This is a genomic window from Ralstonia sp. OTU4908 (assembly GCF_038440115.1).
GTDB classification, from domain to species: Bacteria; Pseudomonadota; Gammaproteobacteria; order Burkholderiales; family Burkholderiaceae; genus Ralstonia; species Ralstonia pickettii.
The window spans coordinates 75,442-100,213 of the sequence record NZ_JASATD010000015.1 but is presented as its reverse complement, the minus strand read 5'-3'; the positions used below and the strand labels follow the sequence as shown (position 1 = coordinate 100,213).

General features: G+C 61.0%; 20 protein-coding genes and 1 pseudogene. 8 read left to right on the top strand and 13 right to left on the bottom strand.

Going from position 1 to position 24,772, the window contains the following annotated elements; all coding sequences use genetic code 11:
- Window positions 1–23 precede the first annotated feature (23 nt).
- A complete protein-coding gene (gene fdhF / locus AAHM38_RS14970) occupies window positions 24–2,684 on the bottom strand; it encodes a formate dehydrogenase subunit alpha (protein ID WP_116575928.1) in 2,661 nt (886 codons plus the stop codon).
- On the bottom strand, window positions 2,672–3,835 hold the full coding sequence (locus tag AAHM38_RS14965; RefSeq protein WP_310735794.1) for an NADH-ubiquinone oxidoreductase-F iron-sulfur binding region domain-containing protein: 1,164 nt from the start codon (window positions 3,833–3,835) through the stop codon (window positions 2,672–2,674). Before AAHM38_RS14965 ends, fdhF begins: the two co-directional genes overlap by 13 nt.
- Window positions 3,836–4,613: 778 nt before the next feature.
- Between AAHM38_RS14965 and AAHM38_RS14960 the strand changes: the two genes are divergently transcribed.
- Entirely contained in the window at window positions 4,614–6,581 is a 1,968-nt protein-coding gene (locus tag AAHM38_RS14960) for a phosphate transport regulator (RefSeq protein ID WP_116575930.1), read from the top strand.
- Window positions 6,578–8,233: a PEP/pyruvate-binding domain-containing protein gene (locus tag AAHM38_RS14955; protein WP_116575931.1), complete on the top strand. Its 1,656-nt coding sequence runs from the start codon at window positions 6,578–6,580 to the stop codon at window positions 8,231–8,233. Before AAHM38_RS14960 ends, AAHM38_RS14955 begins: the two co-directional genes overlap by 4 nt.
- 197 nt (window positions 8,234–8,430) lie before the next feature.
- On the opposite strand, the gene AAHM38_RS25700 is transcribed toward AAHM38_RS14955, so the two are convergent.
- From AAHM38_RS25700 to AAHM38_RS14925, 8 genes and pseudogenes are all read right to left on the bottom strand, one after another.
- A complete protein-coding gene (locus AAHM38_RS25700; protein ID WP_009277622.1) occupies window positions 8,431–8,751 on the bottom strand; it encodes an HPF/RaiA family ribosome-associated protein in 321 nt (106 codons plus the stop codon).
- A 128-nt stretch (window positions 8,752–8,879) separates the two neighbouring features.
- Window positions 8,880–9,110 (bottom strand): hypothetical protein, encoded by a 231-nt coding sequence (locus AAHM38_RS25695; protein WP_353734649.1) that lies wholly within the window; start codon window positions 9,108–9,110, stop codon window positions 8,880–8,882.
- Window positions 9,092–9,967 (bottom strand): annotated as a pseudogene (locus tag AAHM38_RS14950) (PAS domain S-box protein); the annotation flags it as partial. The gene AAHM38_RS25695 and the pseudogene AAHM38_RS14950, both read right to left, overlap by 19 nt.
- A gap of 24 nt (window positions 9,968–9,991) precedes the next feature.
- Window positions 9,992–10,261: a hypothetical protein gene (locus AAHM38_RS14945; RefSeq protein WP_125472839.1), complete on the bottom strand. Its 270-nt coding sequence runs from the start codon at window positions 10,259–10,261 to the stop codon at window positions 9,992–9,994.
- A 185-nt stretch (window positions 10,262–10,446) separates the two neighbouring features.
- Window positions 10,447–11,559, bottom strand: a complete 1,113-nt coding sequence (locus tag AAHM38_RS14940; RefSeq protein ID WP_116575933.1) for an ABC transporter substrate-binding protein — start codon at window positions 11,557–11,559, stop codon at window positions 10,447–10,449.
- Window positions 11,556–12,335 (bottom strand): ABC transporter permease, encoded by a 780-nt coding sequence (locus AAHM38_RS14935; protein ID WP_116575934.1) that lies wholly within the window; start codon window positions 12,333–12,335, stop codon window positions 11,556–11,558. Before AAHM38_RS14935 ends, AAHM38_RS14940 begins: the two co-directional genes overlap by 4 nt.
- Window positions 12,332–13,291 carry an ABC transporter permease gene (locus AAHM38_RS14930; RefSeq protein WP_009241752.1) on the bottom strand — a complete coding sequence of 320 codons (960 nt, stop codon included), beginning with the start codon at window positions 13,289–13,291 and terminating at the stop codon, window positions 12,332–12,334. Before AAHM38_RS14930 ends, AAHM38_RS14935 begins: the two co-directional genes overlap by 4 nt.
- A gap of 70 nt (window positions 13,292–13,361) precedes the next feature.
- Window positions 13,362–14,453, bottom strand: a complete 1,092-nt coding sequence (locus tag AAHM38_RS14925; RefSeq protein ID WP_009241753.1) for an ABC transporter ATP-binding protein — start codon at window positions 14,451–14,453, stop codon at window positions 13,362–13,364.
- 831 nt (window positions 14,454–15,284) lie between these two features.
- Between AAHM38_RS14925 and AAHM38_RS14920 the strand changes: the two genes are divergently transcribed.
- Window positions 15,285–17,033 carry a sensor histidine kinase gene (locus tag AAHM38_RS14920; RefSeq protein ID WP_116576023.1) on the top strand — a complete coding sequence of 583 codons (1,749 nt, stop codon included), beginning with the start codon at window positions 15,285–15,287 and terminating at the stop codon, window positions 17,031–17,033.
- Between the two features lie 34 nt (window positions 17,034–17,067).
- Here the strand turns inward: AAHM38_RS14920 and AAHM38_RS14915 are convergent, their stop codons facing one another.
- Window positions 17,068–17,697 carry a response regulator gene (locus tag AAHM38_RS14915; protein WP_009241755.1) on the bottom strand — a complete coding sequence of 210 codons (630 nt, stop codon included), beginning with the start codon at window positions 17,695–17,697 and terminating at the stop codon, window positions 17,068–17,070.
- A 319-nt stretch (window positions 17,698–18,016) separates the two neighbouring features.
- Between AAHM38_RS14915 and AAHM38_RS14910 the strand changes: the two genes are divergently transcribed.
- On the top strand, window positions 18,017–18,562 hold the full coding sequence (locus AAHM38_RS14910; protein ID WP_009241756.1) for an Hsp20/alpha crystallin family protein: 546 nt from the start codon (window positions 18,017–18,019) through the stop codon (window positions 18,560–18,562).
- Window positions 18,563–18,768: 206 nt separating this feature from the next.
- Window positions 18,769–19,110: an HPF/RaiA family ribosome-associated protein gene (locus AAHM38_RS14905; RefSeq protein ID WP_116575935.1), complete on the top strand. Its 342-nt coding sequence runs from the start codon at window positions 18,769–18,771 to the stop codon at window positions 19,108–19,110.
- 329 nt (window positions 19,111–19,439) lie between these two features.
- Here the strand turns inward: AAHM38_RS14905 and AAHM38_RS14900 are convergent, their stop codons facing one another.
- A complete protein-coding gene (locus AAHM38_RS14900; RefSeq protein WP_259393903.1) occupies window positions 19,440–20,249 on the bottom strand; it encodes a hypothetical protein in 810 nt (269 codons plus the stop codon).
- Between the two features lie 75 nt (window positions 20,250–20,324).
- Here AAHM38_RS14900 and groL point away from each other — a divergent pair, with 75 nt between their 5' ends.
- The 3 genes from groL (at window position 20,325) to AAHM38_RS14885 (ending at window position 22,862) form a co-directional block, all read left to right on the top strand.
- Window positions 20,325–21,962: a chaperonin GroEL gene (gene groL / locus AAHM38_RS14895; protein ID WP_116575937.1), complete on the top strand. Its 1,638-nt coding sequence runs from the start codon at window positions 20,325–20,327 to the stop codon at window positions 21,960–21,962.
- 122 nt (window positions 21,963–22,084) lie between these two features.
- Entirely contained in the window at window positions 22,085–22,462 is a 378-nt protein-coding gene (locus AAHM38_RS14890; RefSeq protein ID WP_259393904.1) for a hypothetical protein, read from the top strand.
- Between the two features lie 16 nt (window positions 22,463–22,478).
- Window positions 22,479–22,862 (top strand): hypothetical protein, encoded by a 384-nt coding sequence (locus AAHM38_RS14885; protein ID WP_009241761.1) that lies wholly within the window; start codon window positions 22,479–22,481, stop codon window positions 22,860–22,862.
- A 16-nt stretch (window positions 22,863–22,878) separates the two neighbouring features.
- Here AAHM38_RS14885 and AAHM38_RS14880 read toward each other — a convergent pair whose 3' ends face one another.
- The gene (locus AAHM38_RS14880) at window positions 22,879–24,696 is read right to left on the bottom strand and encodes an adenosylcobalamin-dependent ribonucleoside-diphosphate reductase (RefSeq protein ID WP_116575939.1); all 1,818 of its coding nucleotides are present in this window, start codon (window positions 24,694–24,696) and stop codon (window positions 22,879–22,881) included.
- Window positions 24,697–24,772: the final 76 nt, after the last annotated feature.

Here is a 24,772-nt window from a genome sequence, read left to right as displayed (position 1 = left end):
GACGTCACTCAAACTGGTCCTGATCAGTCGCTGCGCTTTTTCACCCGTACCGCAGTCACCTTATATTCGGGCGTATGCACCTGCCGGTCTCGCACGGGAGAGGTCAATCGGTTGACCAATAGATCGGCGCGGTGAAAGCTGCAGAACAGTTGCCCAATCTGCATCGCATGGCTGATATGCAACGGCAGGATCGCGGAACCATACCGGCTTGTTACCTCGACCACATCACCTTCGGTAAAACCGTGGCGTGCTGCATCCGCTGGTGCCATGTCCAGCGTGTCCGACGGCCGTAGCGCTGCGTTCGGGGTGCGGTAGCTCATCGTGCCGGCGTTGAAGTGCTCCAGCACGCGACCTGTGGTCAGAAGAAAGGGATAGTCATCGTCTGGCCGCTCGGGCGTCGGCACATAGTCGACCGGTATCAGAGCGGCCGTCTTGCCGCCGGAAAAACGTTCCCGGTGGAGCACGGGTGTTCCGGTGTGCGTTTCGTCAGGGCACGGCCAATGCAGGTTTTCGCCGTCCAGGCGCGAATACGCCAAGCCGGCGCCCTCTGGCCAGAGCGCGCGCACTTCATCCCAGATCTGCTCGGGGCCGTCAAACTCGAAGCCCTCCGGCTTGCCCATGCGAGCAGCCAGCGCCTGGATAATCCACCAGTCGGAGCGTGCCTGCCCAGGAGCCGTCGTGACAGCACGAACACGCTGTACGCGTCGATCCGAGTTCATGAAGGTGCCCTCTTTCTCGAAGGCCGATGCCGCGGGCAGAAACACCGTACCGAACGCCGCAGCCGTCTGGTTGATAAACAGGTCCTGCACAATCACCAGATCCAAGGCGCCAAGCGCGGCAGCCGTTGCGGATGCATTGGCCAGCGAGAGATAAATGTCGTAGCCCATCACCCACAGCGCTTTGAGCCGACCCGCCTGGGCTGCATCCATCATTTCTATGACATCCAGCCCGCGCGTGGCGGGCAGTTTGGCACCCCACACCTGTTCAAAGCGCGCGCCCGCCTGGCCAATTGACTGGGCGCCGGTGAGGGTAGCCGGGTCGCATCCCATCTGTGCTGCGCCCTGTACGTTGTTCTGCCCACGCAATGGATTGATGCCGCTGCCCGGCCGACCGAGATTGCCCGTCAGCAGCGCCAGGTTGATGAGTGCCATCACCGCTTCGCTGCCTTGCAGGTGTTCGGTTACGCCCAGGCCATGAAAACACATGGCGGGCTGCCCTTTGGCGTAGATTCCGGCGGCGGCACGAATGGCCGGAGCCGACACGCCACATCGTTCGGCAACGCTCTCGGGAGCGTAGTGCGCGACATGCGCAGCGAAGGTATCGAAGCCGATGACCCTCTCGGACAGAAACGTGCGATCAACCCACCCTTCCTCGATGATCGCGGCGGCCAACGCGTTGAACAGCAGCACGTTGCTGCCAGCGCGCACTGGCAGATGCACGTCGGCCAACGCCGCCAGTTCTGTACGGCGCGGGTCGATGACCACGAGCTGCGCTCCCCTCGACACGGCCTGCTTGATGCGCGCTCCGACGACCGGATGATTCTCGGTCGGGTTCGCGCCGCAGATCAGGAACGCGCTCGCATGCTCGATATCGTCGAAGGTGTTGGTGGCTGCGCCAATGCCAAGCATCGTCTTCAGCGCTTTCGCACTAGGGGTATGGCAAACGCGGGCGCAACAGTCGACGTTGTGCGTGCCCAGCACCACGCGGGCGAACTTCTGCGCCAGGTAATTCTCCTCATTGGTCGCCCGTGACGATCCGAGTACGCCAATGGCATCCGCCCCGTTTGTGGCGATGATGTCTTGTAGCCGTGACGCCGTGAAGCCAAGCGCCTCATTCCACCCCACCGCTTGCCACCTTCCATTACGCCGCAGCATCGGTTGGGTGACACGGTCTGGGGCGTGGTTGTACTCAAACGCATACCGCCCCTTGAGGCAGAGATGCCCGCGATTGACGGGGCTATCTGCAGGGCGCACCAGGACTATGCGGCCACCGGCCGTTCCGACTTCCATTTGGCAGCCGACTGCGCAGTATGCGCACGTCGTACGGGTCCAAGCCGTAGGCTTGACGCCGGACCGTTTGTCGAACAAGGCTCCGCTGGCACAACTGTCTACACAGGCGCCGCAACTGACGCACCCCGCCGTGAGCAACGTAGGCCCCTTGCCGATTGCAATGCGCGTCGTATCGTCGCGCCCGGTCGTCTCCCAGATGAATTGCCCTTGCACTTCCTCGCAGATGCGTACACAGCGGTCGCAATGGACACAGCGTTCCATGCCGACGCCAAGGTAGGGATGGCTGTCATCTTTAAAAAATCCGTCCTCGTGCTTGCCCCCGGGCGGCACACCGTATTCGGCCAGCAGACGGTGGAACGGGTGCTTCGGGTCTGCGGCATACGCCGTTCGCGGATAGCGCGCGGCGATGAGCTCCAGATTCGTGCGGCAGAGTGTGTCGAGCGCATGGCTGCGCGTCTGCACGACCATGCCTTCAGCCACTTCGGCTGTGCAACTCGCAACCGGCCGCCGTTGGCCTTCGACCTCCACGAGACACAGGCGGCACGCGCCAGAAGGCACCAGGCGTTTGTCGTGGCACACGTGCGGAACTGCCTTGCCCGCCGCCGACAGCGCGTCGATCAGCAAGGCGCCTTCCGCCACCTCCAACGGGCTGCCGTCGATCGTCAGTCGCACCATGCTTGCAGCTCCGACGGATAGTGGCGGCGCACAGACTGGACAAACTCGGCCAGCCCCCGGCCATGCCCGCAAAGGCTGGTCGCCGCCAATGCATCAATCAACCGGCGAAAACGGTCCGCATCAACTGGCAGACGGTTGGCCGCCGCATCCGCCATCGCTGCAAGAATGGGCGTACCAAGATGACAGGGCGTGCACTTGCCGCAGGACTCGCGAGCGCCGAAACGCAAGACCTGGGCAACGATGCGTGGGATGGACGTGTCGTCGGCAAACGCGATGACGCCGCCATGCCCCACGGCGCAATCGATGGCCTGCATCTCTTCGTAGCCGAGCCGGGTGTCGAGCAATGTCGGTGGAACGATGCCGGCCAACGGGCCACCGACCATCAGGCCATTCAGCCTGCCACGACGCAACCCTTGCCCGAGCTGCTCGACGACATCCGCCAGACTGATGCCGAACTCGACTTCATAAAGCCCAGGGCGACAAAACAGAGAATTCAAAGACAACAACTTGGTGCCTCGGCTGTTGGAGAAGCCGAGGGCGGCATACGCAGCGGCGCCATGGGTCACGATCCAGGGGATCGCGCACAAGGTCTCGACGTTGTGTACCAGCGTGGGGGCGCCAAACAGTCCGCGCTCGCTGATCTGCGGAGGCCTTGGCCGCACTTCCGGACGGCGGCCTTCCAGCGCGTTCAGCAGGGACGTCTCTTCTCCACAGATGTAGGCGCCCTGCCCCACGACCAGCTCGAGTTCGAGTGTCGGCCCGAGCCAGCCAGCCACACGCGCCTGTTCCAGTGCATGCGACATGACCCGCACCGCATCCGGGTACTCCTTGCGGATGTAGATGTAACCGCGTCGCGCGCCTACTGCGTGTGCGGCAATCGCAGTGGCCTCAATGAGGCGAAACGGATCGTCCTCCAGCAGGAACCGGTCAGAGAACGCGCCCGGGTCACCTTCGTCGGCATTCACGACCACATACTTGGTTTCGGCGCATGCGCTGGCAACGGCTTGCCATTTGGTGCCTGCGGGAAATGCGGCGCCGCCTCGCCCTCGCAATCGGGACGCCTCCACCATGTCCAGCAACGCTTGTGGCGCCATCCGTCGAGCTTTCTCAAGCGCTGCCCCGCCGCGGCGATAGGTCGGCAGATCGCGCACGCCACCGCGCAGCACGTTGCCTAACAACACGGTTTGGCTCGCATGCTCGCCCACGTGCGGTCGAACATCGTGCGCGCCGTCACTGGGTGCGTCATAGCATTTGCCAAGGCAGTAGAGCACCGGGGTCTGCGTGGCCGCGGTCTGCCAGCGGTCCGGTCTATCGGCGCGGGCGGCAAAACACGCCAACCCCGCGCAAGCGCACTCGCTGATCGCCGTGTGCTCAAGGTGATAAAAGCCGATTGGAGCTGGATGCCGTTGCCTGGGCATCGTCACGGTCTCGATGGCGCCTCGGTTCGTGGGCAACGTCGCCGCTAGGGTAGACACGACGTCGCTGCCGTCAGCCTGTTCTGCATCCCCACCCCGCTCATGCCGATGCAGGCGCCTGCGCAGGACGTCTCGTAAGACTGGCTTCATGTTCGTGGCCGCAACGGAAGGACAGAATCATTGTTCGCCAGCCGGGCGCGCGCAGCTTGATGCCGGTCAAGTCGCCGGTTGATATCGGCCGGGTACGGTGACACCGAAATGTTGGGTTCGCGCTTGCTGCCACATGTTCGCGCGAGGTCTGGCCGCGACGGCAATGAGGCACCCAGAGCGCCGTACACGCTCAGCCCTCCTCCGCCAAAAGTGATCCGGTGGCGCTATGCCGCGAAGATGTGCTGTGTGGGGGCTTGATCCGAGTCAACCCCTAACGCCATCGACTACCTAGACTTTCCACGTTTGTCCCAGCATTCCGTGGAACGGCGATCCGGCTGGCCACGTCTGCCGCTTGAGCATACCGATGCAAAAAGCCGAAGCCGTCGTTGCAATTGGTAAGCGCAGCTTGCTGCTGCCAGCATGGATCAAGGCCGCCCTCGCCGCCAATGATCGTCTCAAACTCTTCCTGAGCGTTGTGCAAGCCGCTGCTGCACACGCAGCGCACCCCGATCTGCAGATGCTAGATCTGGCACCAGAGATCGGTGTGGCCCAGAGCGATGCCGCCTGGCTGCGTGACATGCCCGCAACAGCAATCCAGGTGGACAGCGCGTTACGCCTGCCAAATCTGCCGCGTTTCGCCAAGCGGGCGGCGGAAGAACTTGGCGTGATGGCCCGTCCGGTGCTGGAAGCACATGACAACGCATTTCGCGAGCGCGTGCAGAACTGGCTTGCCTGGCTGGGCAAGATCGATGCAGGCGAGTTGACCAACGCACAACTACGCGCGTTGACCAGCGGTGTGACAGCCGGCGGCGAAGACAGCTTGCACCAGCTGATCATGGATCTGCACAGGCAGCTGGCAGAACTAGAGCGCTCCCTCGCAACCGAGGAGATCGACGGTGCCCACGTATGGCAGGTGCTTCCCGAAGATCGCGCCCGCATCGCGGCGTTCATGCGCGGGCTGAATCGGACCGCGCCGCTCAAGTTCGACCATACAGGTCTGGGGACTGCTGTGACGCGGGACGGGGACAAGCTCTTACTGCAAAACGACATTGGCGCGACCGATGTACACGTGCTGGTGGTTCAGGTGCAAGCAATGACCATCACGGTGAACTACGCAGACCTGCATCGCCAACGGTTCGAGTTCTTTCGCTCGATGCTCGAACCATTGGACGTGCATTGGGAGGGGCTCCAATCGAAACTCGATCCCGCGCTGAACGAGGGACAGCCTTTCATCTTCGGCACTGCCCGCCTCGAATGTGGTGACGAAGCGTCGCTCGACGACGCGCTGGAAGGTATCGGCTCCCGCATCGTGTTTCTGATCGACTGGAACCGCGCGCGCAAGCGCCTGCTGTCGTTTGTCGGAAAGGACGCCGCCGTGGGCATCCTGCAAGAGGCTGCACGTATCGACGCCGGCCACATGGCCTGGCTCAAATGTGGTGGCGAAGCGCTCATCCACGGCGCCATGCAAGCCGTCGGCGCGGGCGTCTTCCGCATCGGGGACCGTCTTGACACCGTGCTTGGTGCCGCCGACGCATGCCGTTTCCTGATCGATGTGTTGCGCCTGGCAAGTCAGGCCATGCTTAATGACCAACCTGTCGCGCAGTTGGCAGACCAGACACGCCTGTTGCTGATGCGTTCCGTGCGTCTGTACGGCAGCGAATTCGAACTGCTCGAAGAGCATGCCGCGTATTGCCACGCATTGGCCCAGTCCGTCAGCGACGCACTCGAACACGACGTCATGAATACGTCATGCATGCAACCAAATTCGGGGGCCGGTGCCAGTGCAACGCAGAGGCTAGCGGCTCGCGCCAAGTCGTGGGAGCGGGAAGCCGACGAGCTCGTGACACTCGCTCGGGAGAAGGCGCAGCGGCAGCCGCGTTGGGGGCGCTTTGCCCGCGTGATCGAATCTTCCGACGACATTGCCGATGCACTGGAAGAAGCCGCCTTTCTGATGAGCCTGATTGCCGACGGCCATCAGATCGGCTGGAACGACGTCATCCGCGACACGCTTTGCCGCCTGGCACGCACGGTCCAGGTCGCCACGCAGGAGCACATCAAGGCGCTGGCGATTGCGCGCGACCTCGCTGGCTGCAGCGACATGTCCGACAGTGATGCCTTTGTTGCGGCCACGTGGAATGTGCTGCGCGCGGAGCGCCAATGCGATGAGCTTCTGAGACAGGCCCGGCATTTGATGCTCGCCAGCATGAAGGATGCCGCCTCGTTGATGTTGGCCAACGATCTCGCGCAGGCTCTGGAACTGACATCCGACCGGCTGCTTGCCGCCAGCTATATGCTGCGTGACGCTGTGTTCAGCCAAGCCGAGCAGGTATGAATATGCCTTCGAGCCTGACATACGCCGAGTGGCCCGCTGATGTCTACCTGATCGGCTGCGGCCGCAAGCCGCCTGGGCTCGTACATGCTGACGCATCGCTGGAGAACATTGGGTGCAAGGCGTTCGGCCTGTTAGGGATGTCGCAGTTGGGGTTACCGGTTCCACCCGCGTTTGTGCTCGGCACGGGCTACAGCCGGAGCGACGCCATGCGGCAGCTTGCAACCGAACGCAAGGTATGGGCCCCGGGGTTGCAGCAAATCGAACTCGCCTCTGACAGGCGCTTTGGCGATACGCGTGCTCCGCTGTTGCTTGCGGTGCGCTCGGGAGCCGCTGTTTCCATGCCCGGGATGCTCGAAACCCTGCTCAATATCGGGCTATGCGATGCCACGCTGTCTGGCCTGCTCCGGCAGACTGGCAACCCCCGGCTGGTGTGGGACACCTATCGGCGCCTGGTGGCAAGCTATGGCGAAGTTGTCGAAGGAATCGCACCGCAAGTCTTCGAGGCTGAATACAGCATGGTGGCCGGAGCAGCGGATGAAGTCGAACAGCTCGACTTCGCACAATTGCGCGAACTGACCCGGCGCTCGTTGCGGGCCTATGCACAGGCCGCCGGCCGACCGTTCCCGCAAGACCCGGAGGCCCAGCTCGCAGGCGCCATCCAGGCGGTACTGGCCAGTTGGAACACGCAGAAGGCGCGCGCCTACCGGCACCAATATCAGATTGACGAGAACATCGGTACTGCCGCCACCGTCCAGGGCATGGTGTTCGGAAATGGCGGTGGGAACTCTGGTGCTGGCGTTGGATTCACGCGCAACCCTGCCACCGGCGAACCGGCCATCTGGGTGGACTTTCTCTTCAACGCACAGGGCGAAGACGTCGTGTCGGGCCGGCGACGCGTGCAAGGGCACACAGAACTGGCGCGGACCATGCCCCGCCTATGGGAAACACTGTGTGAGTTTGGGTCACGCATCGAGCGAGCCTTCGGCGACATGCAGGATTTTGAATTTACTGTGCAGGACGCACGCCTCTATCTGTTGCAGACGCGCAGCGGGAAACGTACCCCAGAAGCCGCCGTACGCATCGCGCTCGACCTTCTCGACGAAGGCATCATCGAGGCGGCAACCGCCCAGGAACGCACGGCGGGTATCGATCCGGCCGTGCTGGTACGTCACCGCGTTGCCTTTGGCGACGGCAACTCACCAGAGCCGTTGGCACATGCCGCGAGCGCATGCAGCGGAGTCGCAGCCGGCGAAATCGCCCTGGATGAGACCGCCGCGCGGGCACGGCAGGCGGCCGGAGCATCCGTCATCCTGGTGCGCAGCGATGCGCAGACGAGCGATCTGACGGCAATACAGGTAGCCTCCGGCCTGCTCACACAGCGTGGAGCGCGGACATCCCACGCGGCGGTGGTCGCGCGCCAACTCGGCAAGGTGTGCCTGATCGGCTGCGAAGCGCTGCGCGTGCACGAGTCCGCCCGCGCAATCTCATTGGGCGAAACCACCCTGCAGGAGGGCGATTCCTTGACCTTGGATGGCAACGACGGTTCCATCTATGCGGGCGAGTTCAGTGTGGTCGCGGAGCCATTGACCGATCTGCAGGCAAGACTCGCGCGACTACGCACGGGTGGCACGCGCGCTCAGTCGCACGACTAGCGCCCTTCTCCGACTCCGTCCACACGCGGTTCATGCCCGGCAAGCGCAGCAGCCGGAATCCGAAAGCTGCTCTAGGTGGCGCTCCAGCGCGCCTGGGTTGAGGACGGGCTCAGCTTGCGGAGGAGTTCCAACGTATCTCGTGAGGGCACGAGAAGCTTCGCATGATCGATAGACCGGATCTGTTACACATCCGATGGTCATGCAGCACATCGGCGTTTCAATCCCGCCGCTCTGACCATCTCATGCATGTCTCGAAGGGCATTGAGAAGCGCGACATACACGTCCACATCAGATGCCTGGTCTATTGCAAGCTCCTGCCCTTGCATCTCCACCTCGACGTGAACGAAATATGGGCCGCCACAAAGCGGCTCGGCTCTCTCGGAAGCCAGCCTCACGCTGCACCTTTCGATGCTGCATGGCAGACCATTGAGCTTGTTGAAAAATCGCCTCACGGCTTCTTTGATTGCATCTGAGGGGGGCAGGTGACGGAACTGAATCTCGACTCGTCGAGTGTCCATGATCTAAACGTATGTAAAACCGAAGTTCAACAGCGAAGCGGAACCAATGCGAACTGAGCTGCCAGCCTATTGGACGCTACGTAGCGCGCCTTGACCTATCTCAATAACGCAAGACCCCCTCACTTCACTCACCACCCAGAGGACGTATCCATCGATGTCGTTGCATAGGCTGTGTGAGATATGCGAGTGGGTGCACTCAGCGGAACGGTCACCTTCACGCTGACACCACCGCTCGGCTTCGATTCCATGTGTGCTGCGCCGCCCAACAACCACGCGCGCTCTCGAATACCTATCAGCCCGAGACCTTGCTGCTTAGCCGCATCCCGGATCGACGGGTAGCCTATTCCGTTGTCCGCCACGGATACCTCACAGTTGCCGCCCACCGCGTGGACATCATGTGCACTTGGGGCGCTTGCGCATGGCGCGCCACATTGGTCAGCGCCTCCTGCACGATACGAAGCACGCCAATCGACGAATGCCCATCCAACTCGCAAGTATCCGCGCTAACCATGACTGCTATGTGATACCGCCACTCGAAATCCGTAGCGATCCACTGGATCGCCGGCACCAAGCCCAGGTCGTCAAGCAGTTGGGGACGCAGGTCCGAGCAGATGCGACGTATTGATCTGTCGGTCGCCTCAAGGCTGATCCGAATCGCATCGAGACGGCGCCAACAACCGGTGAAAACAGCAGGCTGCATTTGCTCGGCAATTCCGGCAGTCGCCTCGTGCAACGCCCGGAGGCGCGGACCGAATCCTTGCTGCAGCTCGCCCGCAATCGCTCTCTGATCTTCCTCGCGAGCAAGCAGCGTTGAATCTGCAAGGTCGTGAAGTTCTTCCTGTAAGCGCATTTGGGCCTCATTGGCTTTCACGCGCTCACTGACATCACGCAACATGATCGTGTACCACTTTGTTCCAACCCCCTCCGAGTGCGAAATGGACGCCTCGATGGGAAACTCATGGCCATCGGCATGCAAAGCGAATATTTGCCGTTGGCTGCCCATTCGTCTTTCGTTTGACCGAGTCCTGCCGAATTGCTCGACCCATATTCTGTGAGCGGCACGGAATCGCAAAGGGATCAATCTGTCCACCGGCTGCCCAACCAGGTCATCGGCTGCATATCCGAATAGCACCTGGGCCATCGGGTTGAAGAGAACGATGCGCTGTGCTGCGTCAACTGTGACGACCGCCTCCATCGAGGCACGAATAATCGCCTCAAGACGGCGCTGGCCTCGTTGGCTCTAGAGGCTCTTGCTACGGACGAACATCGCAAGACATCGACACTGACGCGTGTAGTTGGCATAGGCCACGACAAGTAGCCCCACGCAGAATGACGCTAAAAGAATGCTCCAGGGTGAGCGAGCCGCCTGCCCCGTCGCCTCAAGCCGAATGATGGCAATCAGCAATGCGGCAATAACTGCTGGAGCAAGTACCCATTCCGCGAAGCTGCCATAGCGCGATGCCGATGGTTGCCGAATTTCATCGTCAATAAGAGCGGCCGATTTATCCATGTACGCGCAATGAGTGACGGCCCGATTCATTAAGTTAGGGCGATTTCCAACACGTTGCCAGTAACCTTATGGTTGCCATTATTTCGCTCTAAAGCACCTGTATCCGCTTAGAGAAGCAATAAACGGCTCTAATCAAATAGTCGTGAACTTCAGTTGTGGCCGACCCCCCACATTCGTTTCAAGCCTTACTGCCCCATCTTGAGCTCGGTCCATGCACGATTCCAGGCGCGCCGTGTCTGGCTGTCCAGATCGGTCAGTTGCTCGAGCCGTTTACGTTCTTCGGGGCCAGGATTGATGGCAGGATCGCTCAGCAGTTCTGCGCGGATATAGGCATGTGCCGCGCGGTTGGGATTACCTGAGCCTAGCGTGTTCGTCAGCTGTGCTGCAATCTTGGGCTGCAGCATGAAATTGATGAATCGGTGCGCTAATTCAGGATGCGGGGCAGTTCTGGATATGACAAAGCTGTCCCCAGTCATGCCGTTACCTTCCTTCTGTAGCGCTTCCTTGATGGAGAACGGCCGTTTTGCGTTCAGTGCATCCGTTTTGGCCTGGAAGATATCGTTGGAATATCCAAGCGCCACCCAGATGTTTCCGACCGTCAACTCACGGATATAGCTTTGACTATTGAATGCTGCCCAGTACGGCATGGCTTGCCGAATGGCTTCAATCGCCTCGCTCAACTGCGCTGCGCTCGTTGAGTTAGCCGAATAGCCCTTGTAGCGCAGCGCCGCTGCAATCACCTCGCGGGGATCGTCCAGCACGGTGACCTTGCCTCGAATCTTGGACAGCACCTTCGGATCGAATACAAGAGACCAAGACGTCGGGTCCAGTCCCAACTCGCGTATTCGCGCCTCGTTGTACCCGATCAGCGTGATGGTGAAGTCATAGGGCAGAGAGAAGACGTTGTGCGGATCCTGTGGTGTATCCAGATAGGCAGGTTCAATATTGGCGGCGTTGGGAATGGCGGCCTTGTTCAGGGGCTGCAGTGCACCCAGCCGCACAAGCGCGGGGATGCCATAGTTGCTCGGCCCGATAACGTCGAAGCCGCGAGCGCCGCCCGCCAGCTTGGCAAGCGCCTCTTCCATCGAGCCGTAATACGAGAGGTTGACCTTGCAATGGCATTCCGCCTGAAACTGTTCAATCGTGTCCTGCGAGAGCGAGTTGTTCCAGTTGAATACGTTCAGTTCGGCCAGCGCTCTCGTTTCGGCCGCAGTGCAACGGGGCAACAACGCGAACGAGACACCAACGACCAGCAAGCAAGTCGCCTTGACGATTCTGCTGATCGACCCGGGCTTCATACATGTACCCGCCAGACGTCTCGCGACATCCGAAAAGCAGCCAGCGAGGCTGCCAGCGTAATCAGCATCAGGATGGATGAAACAGCGTTGACCTCCGGCGTGACCGCAATGCGGATCATCGAGTAGATCTGGATCGGTAGCGTCGGTTGGCGAGGCCCTGAAGTGAAGAACGTCACCACGAAATCATCCATGGATAACGTGAACGCGAGTAGCGCGCCGGCTGCCACTCCGGGCAGGATCAGTGGCAGCACCACATACCAGATTGCCTGGAGTGGGGTCGCTCCCAGATCGCGGGCAGCATCGATCAAACTGTCGTCCAACCCTTCCAGGCGGGAACGCACCACCACGGCGACAAAACCGACGCAGAAGGTGATGTGCGACAGCACCACGGTAAGCAGGCCGAGTTCCAGGTTGATCGATACAAAGAACAGCAGCAGCGAAACACCCATCAAGACTTCCGGGATCGCAACAGGTGCGATCACCAGGGCGGTCAACGCGCGGGGCCGGTATCGGTACATCGCGAAGGCTGCCAGCGTGCCCAATACGCTGGCGCAGACAGCAGCTTCCACCGCGATCATCAACGAATTCCATGCTGCTCGCTGCATGGCTAGGTCTCTGGCCAGCACGCCATACCAGCGCAATGTGAAGCCGGTCCACTCGGCGTTCAGGCGCGAATCATTGAACGAGTACGCCACAACCAGCAGCAGTGGCGCATATAGGAACAAGCACACGCCACCCCCGAACAATGCGGGCCAACCGATACGCTCCCGCTTCATGATGCCTCCCTGTTCATCATCGATGGGGCCGCCTCCAATTCCGCTGCGCGTACACGTTTGCTCGCTGCACGATGACCGCGAACCCATGCACCATGTCGTGGCCGCGCTGCCACCGATGCGAGCCCCATGATGCCCAGTACGGCACCGACCAGCGCAAGAGATAGCGCGGAACCCAGCGGCCAGTCCCGGTTATCCAGAAACTGCTGCTTGATCAGATTGCCGATCAAGATGGCGCGCGTCCCCCCCACCAGTTCGGGCACAGCAAAGATGCCGAAGCACGGAATGAATACGAGTGCCGCTCCAGCCCACACGCCGGGCAGCGACAATGGCCACGTCACCTGCCAGAACCGCTGCCAAACGTTCGCACCCAGATCACGAGCGGCATCGATCAGGAGTGGATCGTGCTTCTCCAGGTTGGCATAGAGCGGCAGAACCATAAATGGCAAGTGCACATAGACCAGCACGATGACCACTGCGGCAGGCGTAAAGAGCACGTCAATCGGTTGCGTACCCAGCAAGACCAGAACACCATTGAGCCCGCGCATGACGTAGCCGCGCGGGCTCAGAATGATCATCCAGGCATAAACGCGCACCAGAAAATTGGACCAGAACGGCAAGATCACCAGAAGCAGCAAAATGTTGCGCCAGCGTTGCCCGCTGCTGGCAATAACCCATGCCAAAGGGTACGCGGCGGTCAGGCAAATCAGCGTCGTCAGTACTGCGTATCCCGCCGACTTCAGGAACAACAAGGCATACAGACGGTTGCTGAACAGGATCGAGACATTGTCCAACGTGAACAGGTCTCGCCAACGGCCGGTGTGTACCGTATCGCTGAAAGCAAGACTCCCGTTCTCTGTGGAAAAAAGAGGAACGAGCCCACCACTCTCCCCCGGTAGTCTGAACGCCGCCAGCAACATGATGGCTGTTGGTATGGCAACCAATGCGAGCAGGTACATCGTCGGGACCGCCCATGCTACCCAACGCATCCACCCATCTGACCGCGTGCTGGAATCCATAGACAAACGTTCAGTGACATAGGAATACACCGGCCGTTTCTGGCCACGTCAGCCCTACTGGATCGCCCTGCTGAAACTGCCCCGCCTCGGCGGTGGCGGCGTTCGCCACCATGGTTTGCAAGCGTGGGCCGCTGGCAAGTTCAACCGTGTACAGCGTCACGTCGCCTTGGTAGAGCCGGTCGCGGATGACGCCCGGCCAGCTGGATGATTGATCATCCGCAGCCTTGATTTGTCCCCGCTGAAGCCGAATCTGCTCGGGACGGATCGCGACAGTGCCTCGGCTGCCTAGCACCAAGGGTTCAGCAGAATTGACGCGCAATGCACCGAGGCCATCGACCCGGACTTGCAGACAACCGTCCGCCGCGCGCTCGACCGTTCCATCCAGCAGGTTGCATGCGCCGATGAAGCCTGCCACAAAGCGCGTCATGGGTTGACGGTAGATAATCTCGGGCTTATCGATCTGAACAACGCGGCCCGCTTGCATAACGGCAATTCTCTGGGACAGCGCCAATGCGTGAACCTGATCGTGCGTCACATACACGAACGCCACCTTGACTTGCTGCTGCAACGCAATCAACTCGTGTTGCATCTGGGCTTGCAGCGCAGCATCCAACGCCGAGAGCGGCTCATCCAACAACAGCAGGCGCGGATCAGCAGCCAAGGCCCGAGCAATGGCTACGCGCTGCCGCTGGCCGCCTGAGAGTTCATGCGGGAAGTGGTTCTCATGGCCTTGCAAGCGTACGTCCTCGATCAAGGCTTCCACACGCTGCGCAATCTTTCTTCGCGGCAGTCTTCGCATCCGCAACGCAAAGGAGATGTTGCCGGCGACCGTCATATGTGGAAACAGCGCGTAGCTCTGGAAGACAGTGTGAATCGGTCGCGCCTCCGGCGGGATGCCCGCGAGGTTGCGCCCCTCGAACAGGATCTCACCCAGGTCGGGCTCCAGAAAGCCACCGATCTGCCGCAACAGGGTGGACTTCCCGCATCCTGACGGCCCCACCAGCGTAAAGAACTCACCCGCATCCACCGAGAAGCTGACATCGTCGACGACAACATTCGGGCCGAAACGTTTGGTCAGGTGGCGAAGCTCGAGCAGGCTCATCAGGACCCTCGATCGATTGGCCGCGTGCGACGTTGCACACAGCGCATGCCAAGCCGAAGAAGCACCGGCTTTACCCTCGATATTCGGCACAAGGGCCGGTTACGGCTTGACTCACGTCAACAAGGGGCGAAACGGACTCGATCCGAGGCAATTGATCTCATAAGGTACTTGCCGAAAGCGCACAAGGCTGCGCTGCCGAGCGTGCGGCGCATCCTGCCGGTAGCGATACGTAGCGGCTACCGCACCTTGCGGCGTAGCTGGCGCAAGCTCATCTGGCCCCATAACCCTGGGGCTGGCGTAACCTGATCACTCTTACCGCGGGGGCTGATGGCCTCGCTGCTGCCCGCGCACTATTTCGCGGTACGACTGGCACGAGTGCCACTTCGCCGCTGCTGTTTTCGCCTGTCCGTGCCCCGTCAATGTAGCGGGCAGACAGCCGCAGGAAGCTTGCTACGTGCATTGCCTTGATTTCGCTCGACATGAAAATGGACTCCTGTGCATGCAGCCGGAACGGGCTCACGGCCAGCGATTCACTTGTGGATCAGCCGGTCGATCAGACAGCGATCGCGCGCCTGACTTCCGTACTTGCGTGGCGCTCATCAACGGAATGTCTGCGCTGCCTCATATTGATACGTGCGCTTGCAAGCTAAGGTTGAACACTACAGAGGCGAGCCAACGCGAGTAAGCGGCCTGGGACGAAAAGCGCATCAGCCCGATAGCGCTCCGCATGTCAGGAAAACCTGACAAGGTTTGAAGCCAGCACGCCTGAGGTCCAGCCCAACATTCCGGGGCAGCGCGCGCGAGCGCAGGTTCCAGTTATTGGAGAGCATCTTGAGCGACCCAGGGAGCGATCCCCGCATCTTCCTGTCGACCGTCTTGCCCCGACCCAATCAGCAGCGCCTGGTCACGGCAGTGATGCTGGCGTCCGTCGTGGTCTTTGTGGCGGTATTGCCGTTTGCTCAATGGCAACTCGCGCAGGTCTGGGGGTTCATTCCCGTCTATGAATCCGCGGTCGTCATCAACGACCTTGTCACCGCTGCGATGCTGGTCGGGCAGTTCACCCTGCTGCGCTCTCCCGGATTGCTGGTCCTGTCATCCGGCTACTTCTTTACCGCCACGGTCGCGGCGGTGCACATGCTCAGTTTCCCTGGGCTGTTCTCTGCATCGGGGCTGTTGGGTGCGGGCCCGCAAACGACAGCGTGGCTTTACATGTTCTGGCACGGAGGGTTTCCACTGTCCCTGATCGGCTATGCCCTTCTGCAAGAGAACGAGCGAACACGGCGTATCAGGTGGTCGCGCGCCGTCTCCCCCGTTCTATGGGCTGCTGGCGTCGTGCTGCTTTTGGCTTATGGGCTGACTGCGCTGGCGACCCAGCCGTCTCTCTTGCCGGCCATCATGCGCGGGAACGGTTATACCGGCGCCATGTCAACGACGGTCAGCATTGTGTGGATGCTGAATGTGCTGGCCGCAGCAATTCTGTGGCGACATCGCGGCCACTCGTTGCTGAATCTATGGTGTACGGTGGTCGCCGTCATTTCGGCATTTGAGGTGGCACTTTCTGCCGTGTTCAACCACGGGCGGTTCGATCTCGGTTTTTACGCCGGCCGCGCCTATGGTCTTGTCGCTTCCAGCTTTGTTCTGGTCGCGCTGATCATCGAACACGCCAGGCTTTACGCCATGCTGGTGAAAGCACTGGATAACGAGAGCGCAGCGCGCGCAGGCGCCTTGGAGAAAACGCAACAGCTGAATGCGGCGAACGAGCATCTCGAGCAGCGCGTCAAAGACCGCACCGCCCAACTGAGCGCCACGAACAGCGAGCTTCGACTGGAAATCACCGAGCGTAAGCGCGCCGAACATGCGCTCGAACGCTCGAGAGAGGAATTGCGTGAGCTGGCAGCGATCAGCTCGAGGGCGCGTGAGGAAGAGCGGCGGCGCCTTTCACGCGAGCTTCACGATGAGCTTGCTCAATCGTTGGCGGCGCTTAAGGTCGACATGCAGATGTTGGAGCACAAGCTTGATGCCACGAACGCGCCGGTTGCCGAACGCTTGGGCGCAATGGAACACGCCGTAGATGACATGATCCGTGCGACACGTCGTCTCGCGTCCGATCTGCGCCCCTCCATGCTCGATGATCTCGGCCTCGTACCTGCGTGCAGATGGCTTGTCGAGTCATTTCAACGGCGCCACCGTATTCAGTGCGAACTGAAGATCGTACCCGGGCATTTTGAACTTTCCGAGCCTTTTGCATCCACCGTCTATCGCGTCCTGCAGGAGTGCCTGGCCAATGTAGCGCGCCATGCCGGCGCGTCGGCTGTACATGTACGCCTGCTCTATGAGGCGCCCACCGTCCAGCTTTCCGTGCAGGACGATGGCATCGGTTTTGACCCCGCCCATCCGAGAAAGGATCTGTCTTTCGGGCTTGTGGGCTTACGTGAGCGCGCCTATCTCGTACGCGGGAGCTTAAGCATCGAATCGTCGCCAGAATCCGGAACGTTGATCGAACTCACCATTCCGCAAACGATGGCCACATCTGCGCAATTGCCGCTGCCAGCTTCCGGTGCCGGGCCAAAAGCAATGTAATCCGACATCGCCGCGACGGTCGCTCCGGCCAGCCTCATGCCAACCCGTGGCTGAGCGCATACCGAACCAGGGCGACGTCATTTGGCAAGTTCATCCTCTCAAGAATGCGTGCCTTATAGGTGCTGACGGTTTTCTTGCTGATGCAGAGATCGTGCGCGATGGTCGCCAGTGAATCGCCTCTAGACAAGCGCAGGAAGATATCGAACTCCCGGTCGCTGAGCCGCTGATGAAGCAGCCTGTCTGCAGGATCCCCGAGATTGTGTATCAGTAGCTCAGCCACGGCCTGCGTCATGTACGTACCGCCCGATGCGGCTTTGCGGATGGCCTTTTCAAGCTCCTTGACCGCTCCCTCTTTCGTCAGATAGCCGACCGCCCCGGCTCGCAACGCGCGCAGTGCGTACTGGTCCTCAGCATGCATGGTCAGAACCAGGATCTTGAGTTGCGGAACGTCTCTGTGAACCTGGGCGATCAGGTCAATGCCACTGCGGCCGGGCATCGACAAGTCCAACACGATGACGTCGGCCGGTGTATTGCGCACCAGATCAATGGTGGATGCACCATCGATAGCCTCGCCGACAACCTCGATATCGCTCGCATCGCTCAGGATCCGACCCAATCCCTCACGAAAGACGGCATGGTCGTCCGCTATCAGCACCTTGATCATCGCGTGTCCTCTGGATCTGTGCTTCCTCTGTTCCATCGTAGGTGGCACGGCGACTCCATCCAACGCTTCGCGCATGGCTTTCTGATCAAGGTCAGGAACGTGAATGCGCGCTGTTTTTGATGACCCGAGGGGACCAATGCTCTTATCAATACCGTTCGGGCAACGGCGAGATCGTTTGCGTGATCGCCGGTGAAACGCAATGCGCACACAAACCATGAGCCGAAACATCGACGGCATAGAACGGTTGATGCCCATCAAGATGTTGTTCGCATCTGCGTCCAGAATGGTTTCTCCCCGTACCTGCATAGGAGAAAGCATCATGGCTGAATCCGATACCAAGCTTCCCGTGAAGACCGGCTCGGAAGCATCGACCAAACAAGCCGGTGGCATGCAACCCTGGCGCGCATTCGACAACCTGCGGCAAGAGGTTGCACGTGTCTTCGATGATTTCGACCGCGGATTTCATCTCTTTCCGTTTCATCGCGCCGCGCTGGATATCGCGCCGTTCTGGCGGCGCGAATGGGCATTGACGTCCGCGCCCGCAGTGGACGTTGTCGAAACCGACAAGGCTTACGAGATCAAAGCCGACCTGCCTGGCATGGAAGAGAAGGACGTCGAGGTCAAGCTGGTCAACGGCGGCTTGACCATCAAAGGCGAGAAGCAGGAAGAGAAGGAAGAAAAACAAAAGGACTACTACTTGCATGAACGCCACTTCGGGGCGTTCGAGCGGTCATTCCGCATGCCAGACGGCGTCGATACAGACAAGATCCAGGCCAGCTTCAAGAACGGCGTATTGACGGTGACGCTGCCCAAGACGGATGCGGCGCAGGCGGCTTCCAAGACCATCCCCGTAAACGGGGGCTGATGTAACGGACAGCTCATCGCAAAAACAGCGGAGGACGGATGGCAGCAAATCGCTGCACGATTCGCTGCTGCGCCGATCCTGGTCTTACTCGCGGCCCGAGCGACTGCGCTCCGGCCGCGTCGTCCGGTTGACAGGATGCGACCTTGAAGTTTTGTTCTGCCCTTGAAGTCGTGGCAGCGCCCGACATTGGGTCGAGGAGTTCGAGCGTGACCTTGCCATTGGACATTTCATTTCGGGACTTTCCGTACTCCAAAGCGACCGAGGATGCTGTCATCAAACAGGCGAGCAGCCTGGCCAGGTTTCAAGCGGAGATCGTACGTTGCCGCGTCAAGTTGATTCAACTGCCTCGACAGCAGACACCCATCCAATCCGTCAGGGTTCACATTGATGTGATGACACGCCACGATAGCCACCTCTCGCGCCATGCCTCCGGCGAGGACGCCCGAGCGGCACTTTGCGAAGCGTTCAGAGAAGTCGAGTTCGCGTTGCGACGCGAGATGGTCCGTGGGCAGTCGAAAGCAACCATCGGAGCCAAGGGGGGCATGTGAGCTTGACCGTTCAAGCCGGGCGGGGTTGGGTGGATGTTCGTACAAAGCGGCGAAGGGACAAGCGCTGGGAATGCGAGTGCCGGTTCGTGTCGCCCGGTGGAAAATGCTCGTCCTGGATTTCCGCCGCCAGCGCTGAAGGCTACGTTTCCCGCGAGCTTGCCTTCAGCGCGGGTATCTTGCTCGGCAGGGAGCTTGCTGCGCGCTATGCCGTATTGACCCCGGTTGAAACGACCACGTATCAATGAAGTGGCAGGGCGAAGAATGCCGGCGCCACGCATGCTTCGCCATCCTGAAAAACACATCGTTTGCCGACGTCGCTACCGAGTCCTTTAGCGGGGCCAAGTCATCGTGCGCACGATCGCTCCATGTGCCGGCACCACAAGCGTGCCCTGACGTACCACGCCGTTATAAGACGCACTGACCTGGTACTGGCCACGCGGCAGGTGAGCGTAGAACAGCGGGCCTTCCGATACGACCGCCAGGGACACCGCCCCGTCTGCGGAGCGAATACGGATATCGACATCTGAAACGTACGCCCCGCCTTGCTCGATGAACGTCAAGCGCAGGTTGTAGTTCGCTGCAACGCCACGCATTGCATCCACCGAATCCTGCCCGACCCCACCTGACACATAAGCCACGCCTCCTTGCACATGTGGCATAGGACGCACGGCAGAAGCATCTTCATTCAGACACCCCTCCTCGTACATGGCCCGCCACGATCGCCTGTTCATCGTGCCGCCGGGCATCCCTCCTCGTGCCCGGCCGCTCATCCGATCCGACTCGTTCAAGCCGTGAATATCCTGCATGCGCTGCATCAACGCACGGCGTTCTGCCGGTGTCCGGGCATTGCGCATCTGCGCGCAGAAATCGGGGCTCGGATGGTGTAGTGGCTCGGGGGCGGGTGCCTGCGCCAATGCCGCGTGTGTCGACACGAGAGACGCTGCAACCAGCGCAGCCCGCAAGAGGTTCTGTAACCGCAGCATGGTCGGCTCCTCCTTGAGAATCCGTTCGCTTCCCTCACCCCACAATGGTCGATGCGCACCGGAGCGCGTTGATATGGCGCAACCTTTGATCCAGCCCAACCCCGCGCCCTCGGTCATGGCTAACCTGAAAGACAACAGCCCGTGCGTGGCGTGCAATGCCGGCTGCGGCACCTTCTGTTTCTGTAAGCGAAGCCGTACGCCGCGGCACACCCGACCCAATGTGAGTTGACCATGACAGCCAGGACCCTCGTCTTCCATCAAACCGCCCGCAGGATGATGCTCAACGGAATCGACCTGTTGGCCAGGGCCGTCAAGGTGACGCTCGGGCCTGGCGGACGCAACGTGATCATCGAACGGCCGGGCATGACGCCCATGGTCGCCAACTCCGGCGTTGTGGTTGCACGCTCCATTGCTCTGCGCGAGCCATTTGCCGATATGGGCGCTCGGCTGCTGTGCGAGGCAGCGGCGCGCACCAGCGAGGTCGCAGGTGACGGTACGACCACGGCCACCACGTTGGCGCACGCCATCGTGGCCGAGGGCGTGAAATACGTAGAAGCCGGGCACGACCCGATGCAGCTCAGGCGCGGCATTGAGGCCGCAGGCGCCGTGGTTGCGCAACAGCTCCACGACATGGCACGCCCCTGCACGACCGTAGACGAAATGCGGCAGATCGCCACGATTTCCGCCAGCGGCGACCAAACCGTGGGCTCGCTGGTGGCGCGCGCGGTTGAACAGGTCGGCAAGGACGGCGCTATCAGCGTGGAAGACGGCTCGAGGCTTGAAGACCAGGTCGAGATCGCGAAAGGCGCGCGCGTGGACCGCGGGTTTCTCTCGCCGTTCTTTGCCACCACCGAAAGCCGGGCCGTCGTACTGGAAGAGCCCCGGGTGCTGTTGTGCGATGCCACGATCGGCTCAATCGCCCAGCTGCTGCCGGTTCTTGAAGCCGTGTCCGGTACCGGCAAGCCACTACTGGTCATTGCCAACGAAGTGGAAGGCGAAGCGTTGGCCACGCTCGTCGTCAACAATCTGCGCGGCACGCTCAAGAGCTGCGCGATCCGTTCGCCCGGCTTTGGCGAGTCGCGCACGGAGCAACTGGCCGACCTTGCTGCGCTGACTGGTGCGACCGTCATCTCATCGCAGACCGGCGTTTCATTGGAGCACGCGACGCTTGATCAGCTCGGCCACGTACACCGTACGGAAACCACCAAGGATGCGACCACACTCATCGCGGGCGATACGGCAAAGGCCGCGGTGGAGCAGCGCGTTGGCCAATTGCGGGCACAGCTCAAGGAGGCAAAGACGGACTACGACCGCGAGCAGCTTCAGCGACGGCTTGCACGCCTGAGCGGTGGCGTTGCTGTCATCAAAGTGGGCGCGGCAACCGAGGCTGCGTTGCACGAGCGCAAGAACCGCTTCCAGGATGCCCTTCACGCCACGCGTGCCGCCGTTGAGGAAGGCATCGTGGCGGGCGGTGGCGTTGCTCTACTCCGAGCGCGTTCCGCCATCGACGCATGGACCGCGCCCAATGCCGAGCAACAAGCGGGTGCCCATATCGTGCACACCTCTCTGGCCGCGCCGATGCTCCAGATCGCAGCCAACGCAGGAGCCGATGCACAGGCAGTCGTTCACCAGGTGCTCTCCGGTGAGGGATCGCACGGCTACGACGCAGCGTCCGATCGTTATGGCGACATGCTGGAGTTGGGCGTTGTCGACCCTGTCAAGGTGGTGCGCACCGCATTGCAGAACGCCGTGTCGATTGCCGCCCTGTTGTTGACCACGGATTGCATGATCGCCGATGTGCGGGAAGGCTACGTTGACCGGTCGGATGAAACTTCAAACTCGGCCATGTTCAACGCCGGATACGCATAGCAAAGACAATCCGGAGCCTTTCGAAGGCTTCTGGCGATGGCTCCAGCTTTGCTCACGATCAAATGCGCTTCCGAGCCGTCTACTACAGTGGTAGCAAGACGCTTCGACACACCGAGTTCGCCATGATCGCTCAAGCATTCGTCCATCCTCCATTCGCAAAAGCGGCACCCCTTGAGCCCATGAACGAAGACGCGTTGGCGACGGCATTTCTTCCGGTAGCCAGTTCCAGTCTGCTCCCCGATCCGGCGCTTGCCGTGCTGGCAAAGACGGCAACCGATTGGTTTGCCCCGACGCTGGCGAGCGAAATCCATGTCAGCGCGGAGCACGGTCGCATCCGCATGGCGGGCCACGTCGGCAATGCCAGCCCGCTGAAGTCTCTGAAGAGGGCCCTGCTCCGCTTGCCTGGCGTCGGCGGCCTGGACATGACGGTTACGGTGGAAGCCCTCACCAATCCACTGAGAACGTATCCCGCCGCCCAACACAGTCAACACGTCGGATAACCGGGAGCGCGCAAACATGCGTACGACATTTTTCTGTGCGACCGATTGCCCCTGCCCGCAGATTGCCTTCGATACGACGTGCCCAGAGTCGGTGGAGGAGATTCTCCGGGCGTACGCTGCGCTCTTCTGGTTCAACCTCTACCTCAGGTGCCCCGACTTCTCCACTGCGGATGGCATGTTTCCGCGAGATCCAGACACTCGCCAGAAGTATCTGGCTGTGCATTCGAAAGTCTTCACACACTGGGCCACGGCGGCCAATCGCATGGGCATCCCCACCGCCCGCTTTCGTGATGTCTGCGCCAATGTGCGCGCGGCATGGATCGGGCCGGACGATCCGCTGCGTGCGTGCCGCTCACGGGCCGACGTTCTGTCGGACCATCCCGAGCTGGATCTGGATTAGGCGCTGGCTGGGTTGCTCAACAGAAGCACGTGGGGCGACCGTTCAACGGGGGCAGCTCGGAGAGCACGTCGTCCGGACCGGTGTCCGGCCTGAAGATCGTGATGCCTTTGAGTCGCAACTGCCATGCGTGAAAGAGCAGTGCCGCAACCTGTGCGCACGACGCGCTGCAGGGAAGAAGGACCGTCTTTGAAATGGATGCATCAACAAACGGTTGCAGCGTCGCCACCATGCGCAAGTGGTCGAGCCCATCAATCTGCCTTGCGCTGACAAAGTAGCCGGGCAACGCTGCACGCTGTCCGTACAGCGCCCGGAAAAGCCTGTAGGCGCGGTTCTCAATACGGTAAAGCTGCGGCGCGCGATGTTGGATACGTACGCGACGCTGATACACCCAATCGAACGCAGGTTCGATACCACTGGAGCAGTTATCTCCGAACGCCAGGCTTACGCTACCCGTTGGTGCCAGGGAGAGGAGGTGGCTATTGCGCAGTCCGTGCTTTGCGACAGCTTCGCACACGGCCTTGGGCAATGCGGCGCTGAAATGTCCGGAAGCAAGACTGCGTTCCGGACTGAACAGCGGATACGGCCCGCGCTCGCATGCCAATGCGGCGGAAGCTGCGTAGGCGTTATCACGCAAGCATCGCCCGATCTGAGCGGCGAAGCATCGTGCTGCCGGAGCGTCGTAAGGCAGGCACATCATTGTGAGAGCATCGGCAAGGCCGGTCACGCCTACGCCGATCCTGCGTTTGGCCTGGGCCTCGTGCATATGCTCAGGCAACGGCCAGCGTGTGATCTCGATCGCGTTGTCGAGCATTCTGACTTGAACACGCACCGCCTGGCTCAGGCCGACGAAATCGAACAGTGGTTGACCGCCCATTCCAAACGGCCACTGCACCCACCTGGATACATCAATCGGCCCCAGTAAACAGCTGCCCCAGGGCGGCAATGGTTGTTCTCCACAAGGATTGGTTGCGGCAATCGTCTCGATCTCGGCAAGGTCATTGGCAGCGTTGATCGTATCGATGAACAGCAGACCCGGCTCTGCACTGTGATGCGCGGCTTCCGCGATCATGTTCCAAAGCTGCCGTGCGGGAACGACTGCGTAGCACCACTTGCCGTTAGACAGCGCGTGGGCGCCTGTCGCCAGCCGTTGTGCATTGGGCACGGCTCGATGCTGCAGGCACCAGAGACCGTCATCGGCAACCGCTTGCATGAACGCGTCGGTAACGGCAACCGATAGGTTGAACGTTGCCCAGCGCTTGCGCCCGCGCTTGGCAGTGATGAAAGCAGCCAGGTCGGGATGGTCACAGCGCAGAACGGCCATCTGCGCCCCACCTCGCGTGTTGACGAGCGCTTGCGTTGCGCATACCCGATCAAATGAGTCGAGGACGGCACAGACGCTTCCAGTTCCGCTGTTCGACGTTGCCTGCTCAGCATCAGCAGGGGCGATGACCGAGAAGTCGTAGCCGACCCCGCCACCCATCTGCAAGGTGCGCTGTGCTGCATGCAAAGCGCGTTCGACATCGGAAGCGTCTGCGACGGATTGCTCGCTAGCGCCGATAGGATGCACGAAGCAGTTGACCATCGTCCCGTGATTCGCACTTCCCGCGTTCGCCATGATGCGCCCCGCTCCAATGGCACCTCGCAGCAGATTGGCGTAGAACAAGCGCGTGAAATGCGCGCGCTGGTCTGGCTGCTCTGCAGCGGCAAGCGCATGGGCAACCCGCTTGAATACGTCATTGCACGTCGTCTCGCCGGGCGCAAGATAGCGATCTGCAAGTACAGCGGTACTCAGAGGTGATGGTCCGCCTGGGCGGTTCAGAGGCCCTGCCCGCATCGACGTGCTCCCTTTGCGCGGATGACTCCATGCTAGGCAACATCGCCCTGAGAGCGTTGATCGACATCACGCCCAA

Coding starts and splice junctions, on each gene's coding strand:
- fdhF (WP_116575928.1), bottom strand. CDS start 2,684: ATGGTGCGACTGACGATCGACGGCAGCCCGTTGGAGGTGGCGGAAGGC.
- AAHM38_RS14960 (WP_116575930.1), top strand. CDS start 4,614: ATGCAAAAAGCCGAAGCCGTCGTTGCAATTGGTAAGCGCAGCTTGCTG.
- AAHM38_RS14955 (WP_116575931.1), top strand. CDS start 6,578: ATGAATATGCCTTCGAGCCTGACATACGCCGAGTGGCCCGCTGATGTC.
- AAHM38_RS25700 (WP_009277622.1), bottom strand. CDS start 8,751: ATGGACACTCGACGAGTCGAGATTCAGTTCCGTCACCTGCCCCCCTCA.
- AAHM38_RS14945 (WP_125472839.1), bottom strand. CDS start 10,261: ATGGATAAATCGGCCGCTCTTATTGACGATGAAATTCGGCAACCATCG.
- AAHM38_RS14940 (WP_116575933.1), bottom strand. CDS start 11,559: ATGAAGCCCGGGTCGATCAGCAGAATCGTCAAGGCGACTTGCTTGCTG.
- AAHM38_RS14935 (WP_116575934.1), bottom strand. CDS start 12,335: ATGAAGCGGGAGCGTATCGGTTGGCCCGCATTGTTCGGGGGTGGCGTG.
- AAHM38_RS14930 (WP_009241752.1), bottom strand. CDS start 13,291: ATGTACCTGCTCGCATTGGTTGCCATACCAACAGCCATCATGTTGCTG.
- AAHM38_RS14925 (WP_009241753.1), bottom strand. CDS start 14,453: ATGAGCCTGCTCGAGCTTCGCCACCTGACCAAACGTTTCGGCCCGAAT.
- AAHM38_RS14915 (WP_009241755.1), bottom strand. CDS start 17,697: ATGATCAAGGTGCTGATAGCGGACGACCATGCCGTCTTTCGTGAGGGA.
- AAHM38_RS14910 (WP_009241756.1), top strand. CDS start 18,017: ATGGCTGAATCCGATACCAAGCTTCCCGTGAAGACCGGCTCGGAAGCA.
- groL (WP_116575937.1), top strand. CDS start 20,325: ATGACAGCCAGGACCCTCGTCTTCCATCAAACCGCCCGCAGGATGATG.
- AAHM38_RS14890 (WP_259393904.1), top strand. CDS start 22,085: ATGATCGCTCAAGCATTCGTCCATCCTCCATTCGCAAAAGCGGCACCC.
- AAHM38_RS14885 (WP_009241761.1), top strand. CDS start 22,479: ATGCGTACGACATTTTTCTGTGCGACCGATTGCCCCTGCCCGCAGATT.
- AAHM38_RS14880 (WP_116575939.1), bottom strand. CDS start 24,696: ATGCGGGCAGGGCCTCTGAACCGCCCAGGCGGACCATCACCTCTGAGT.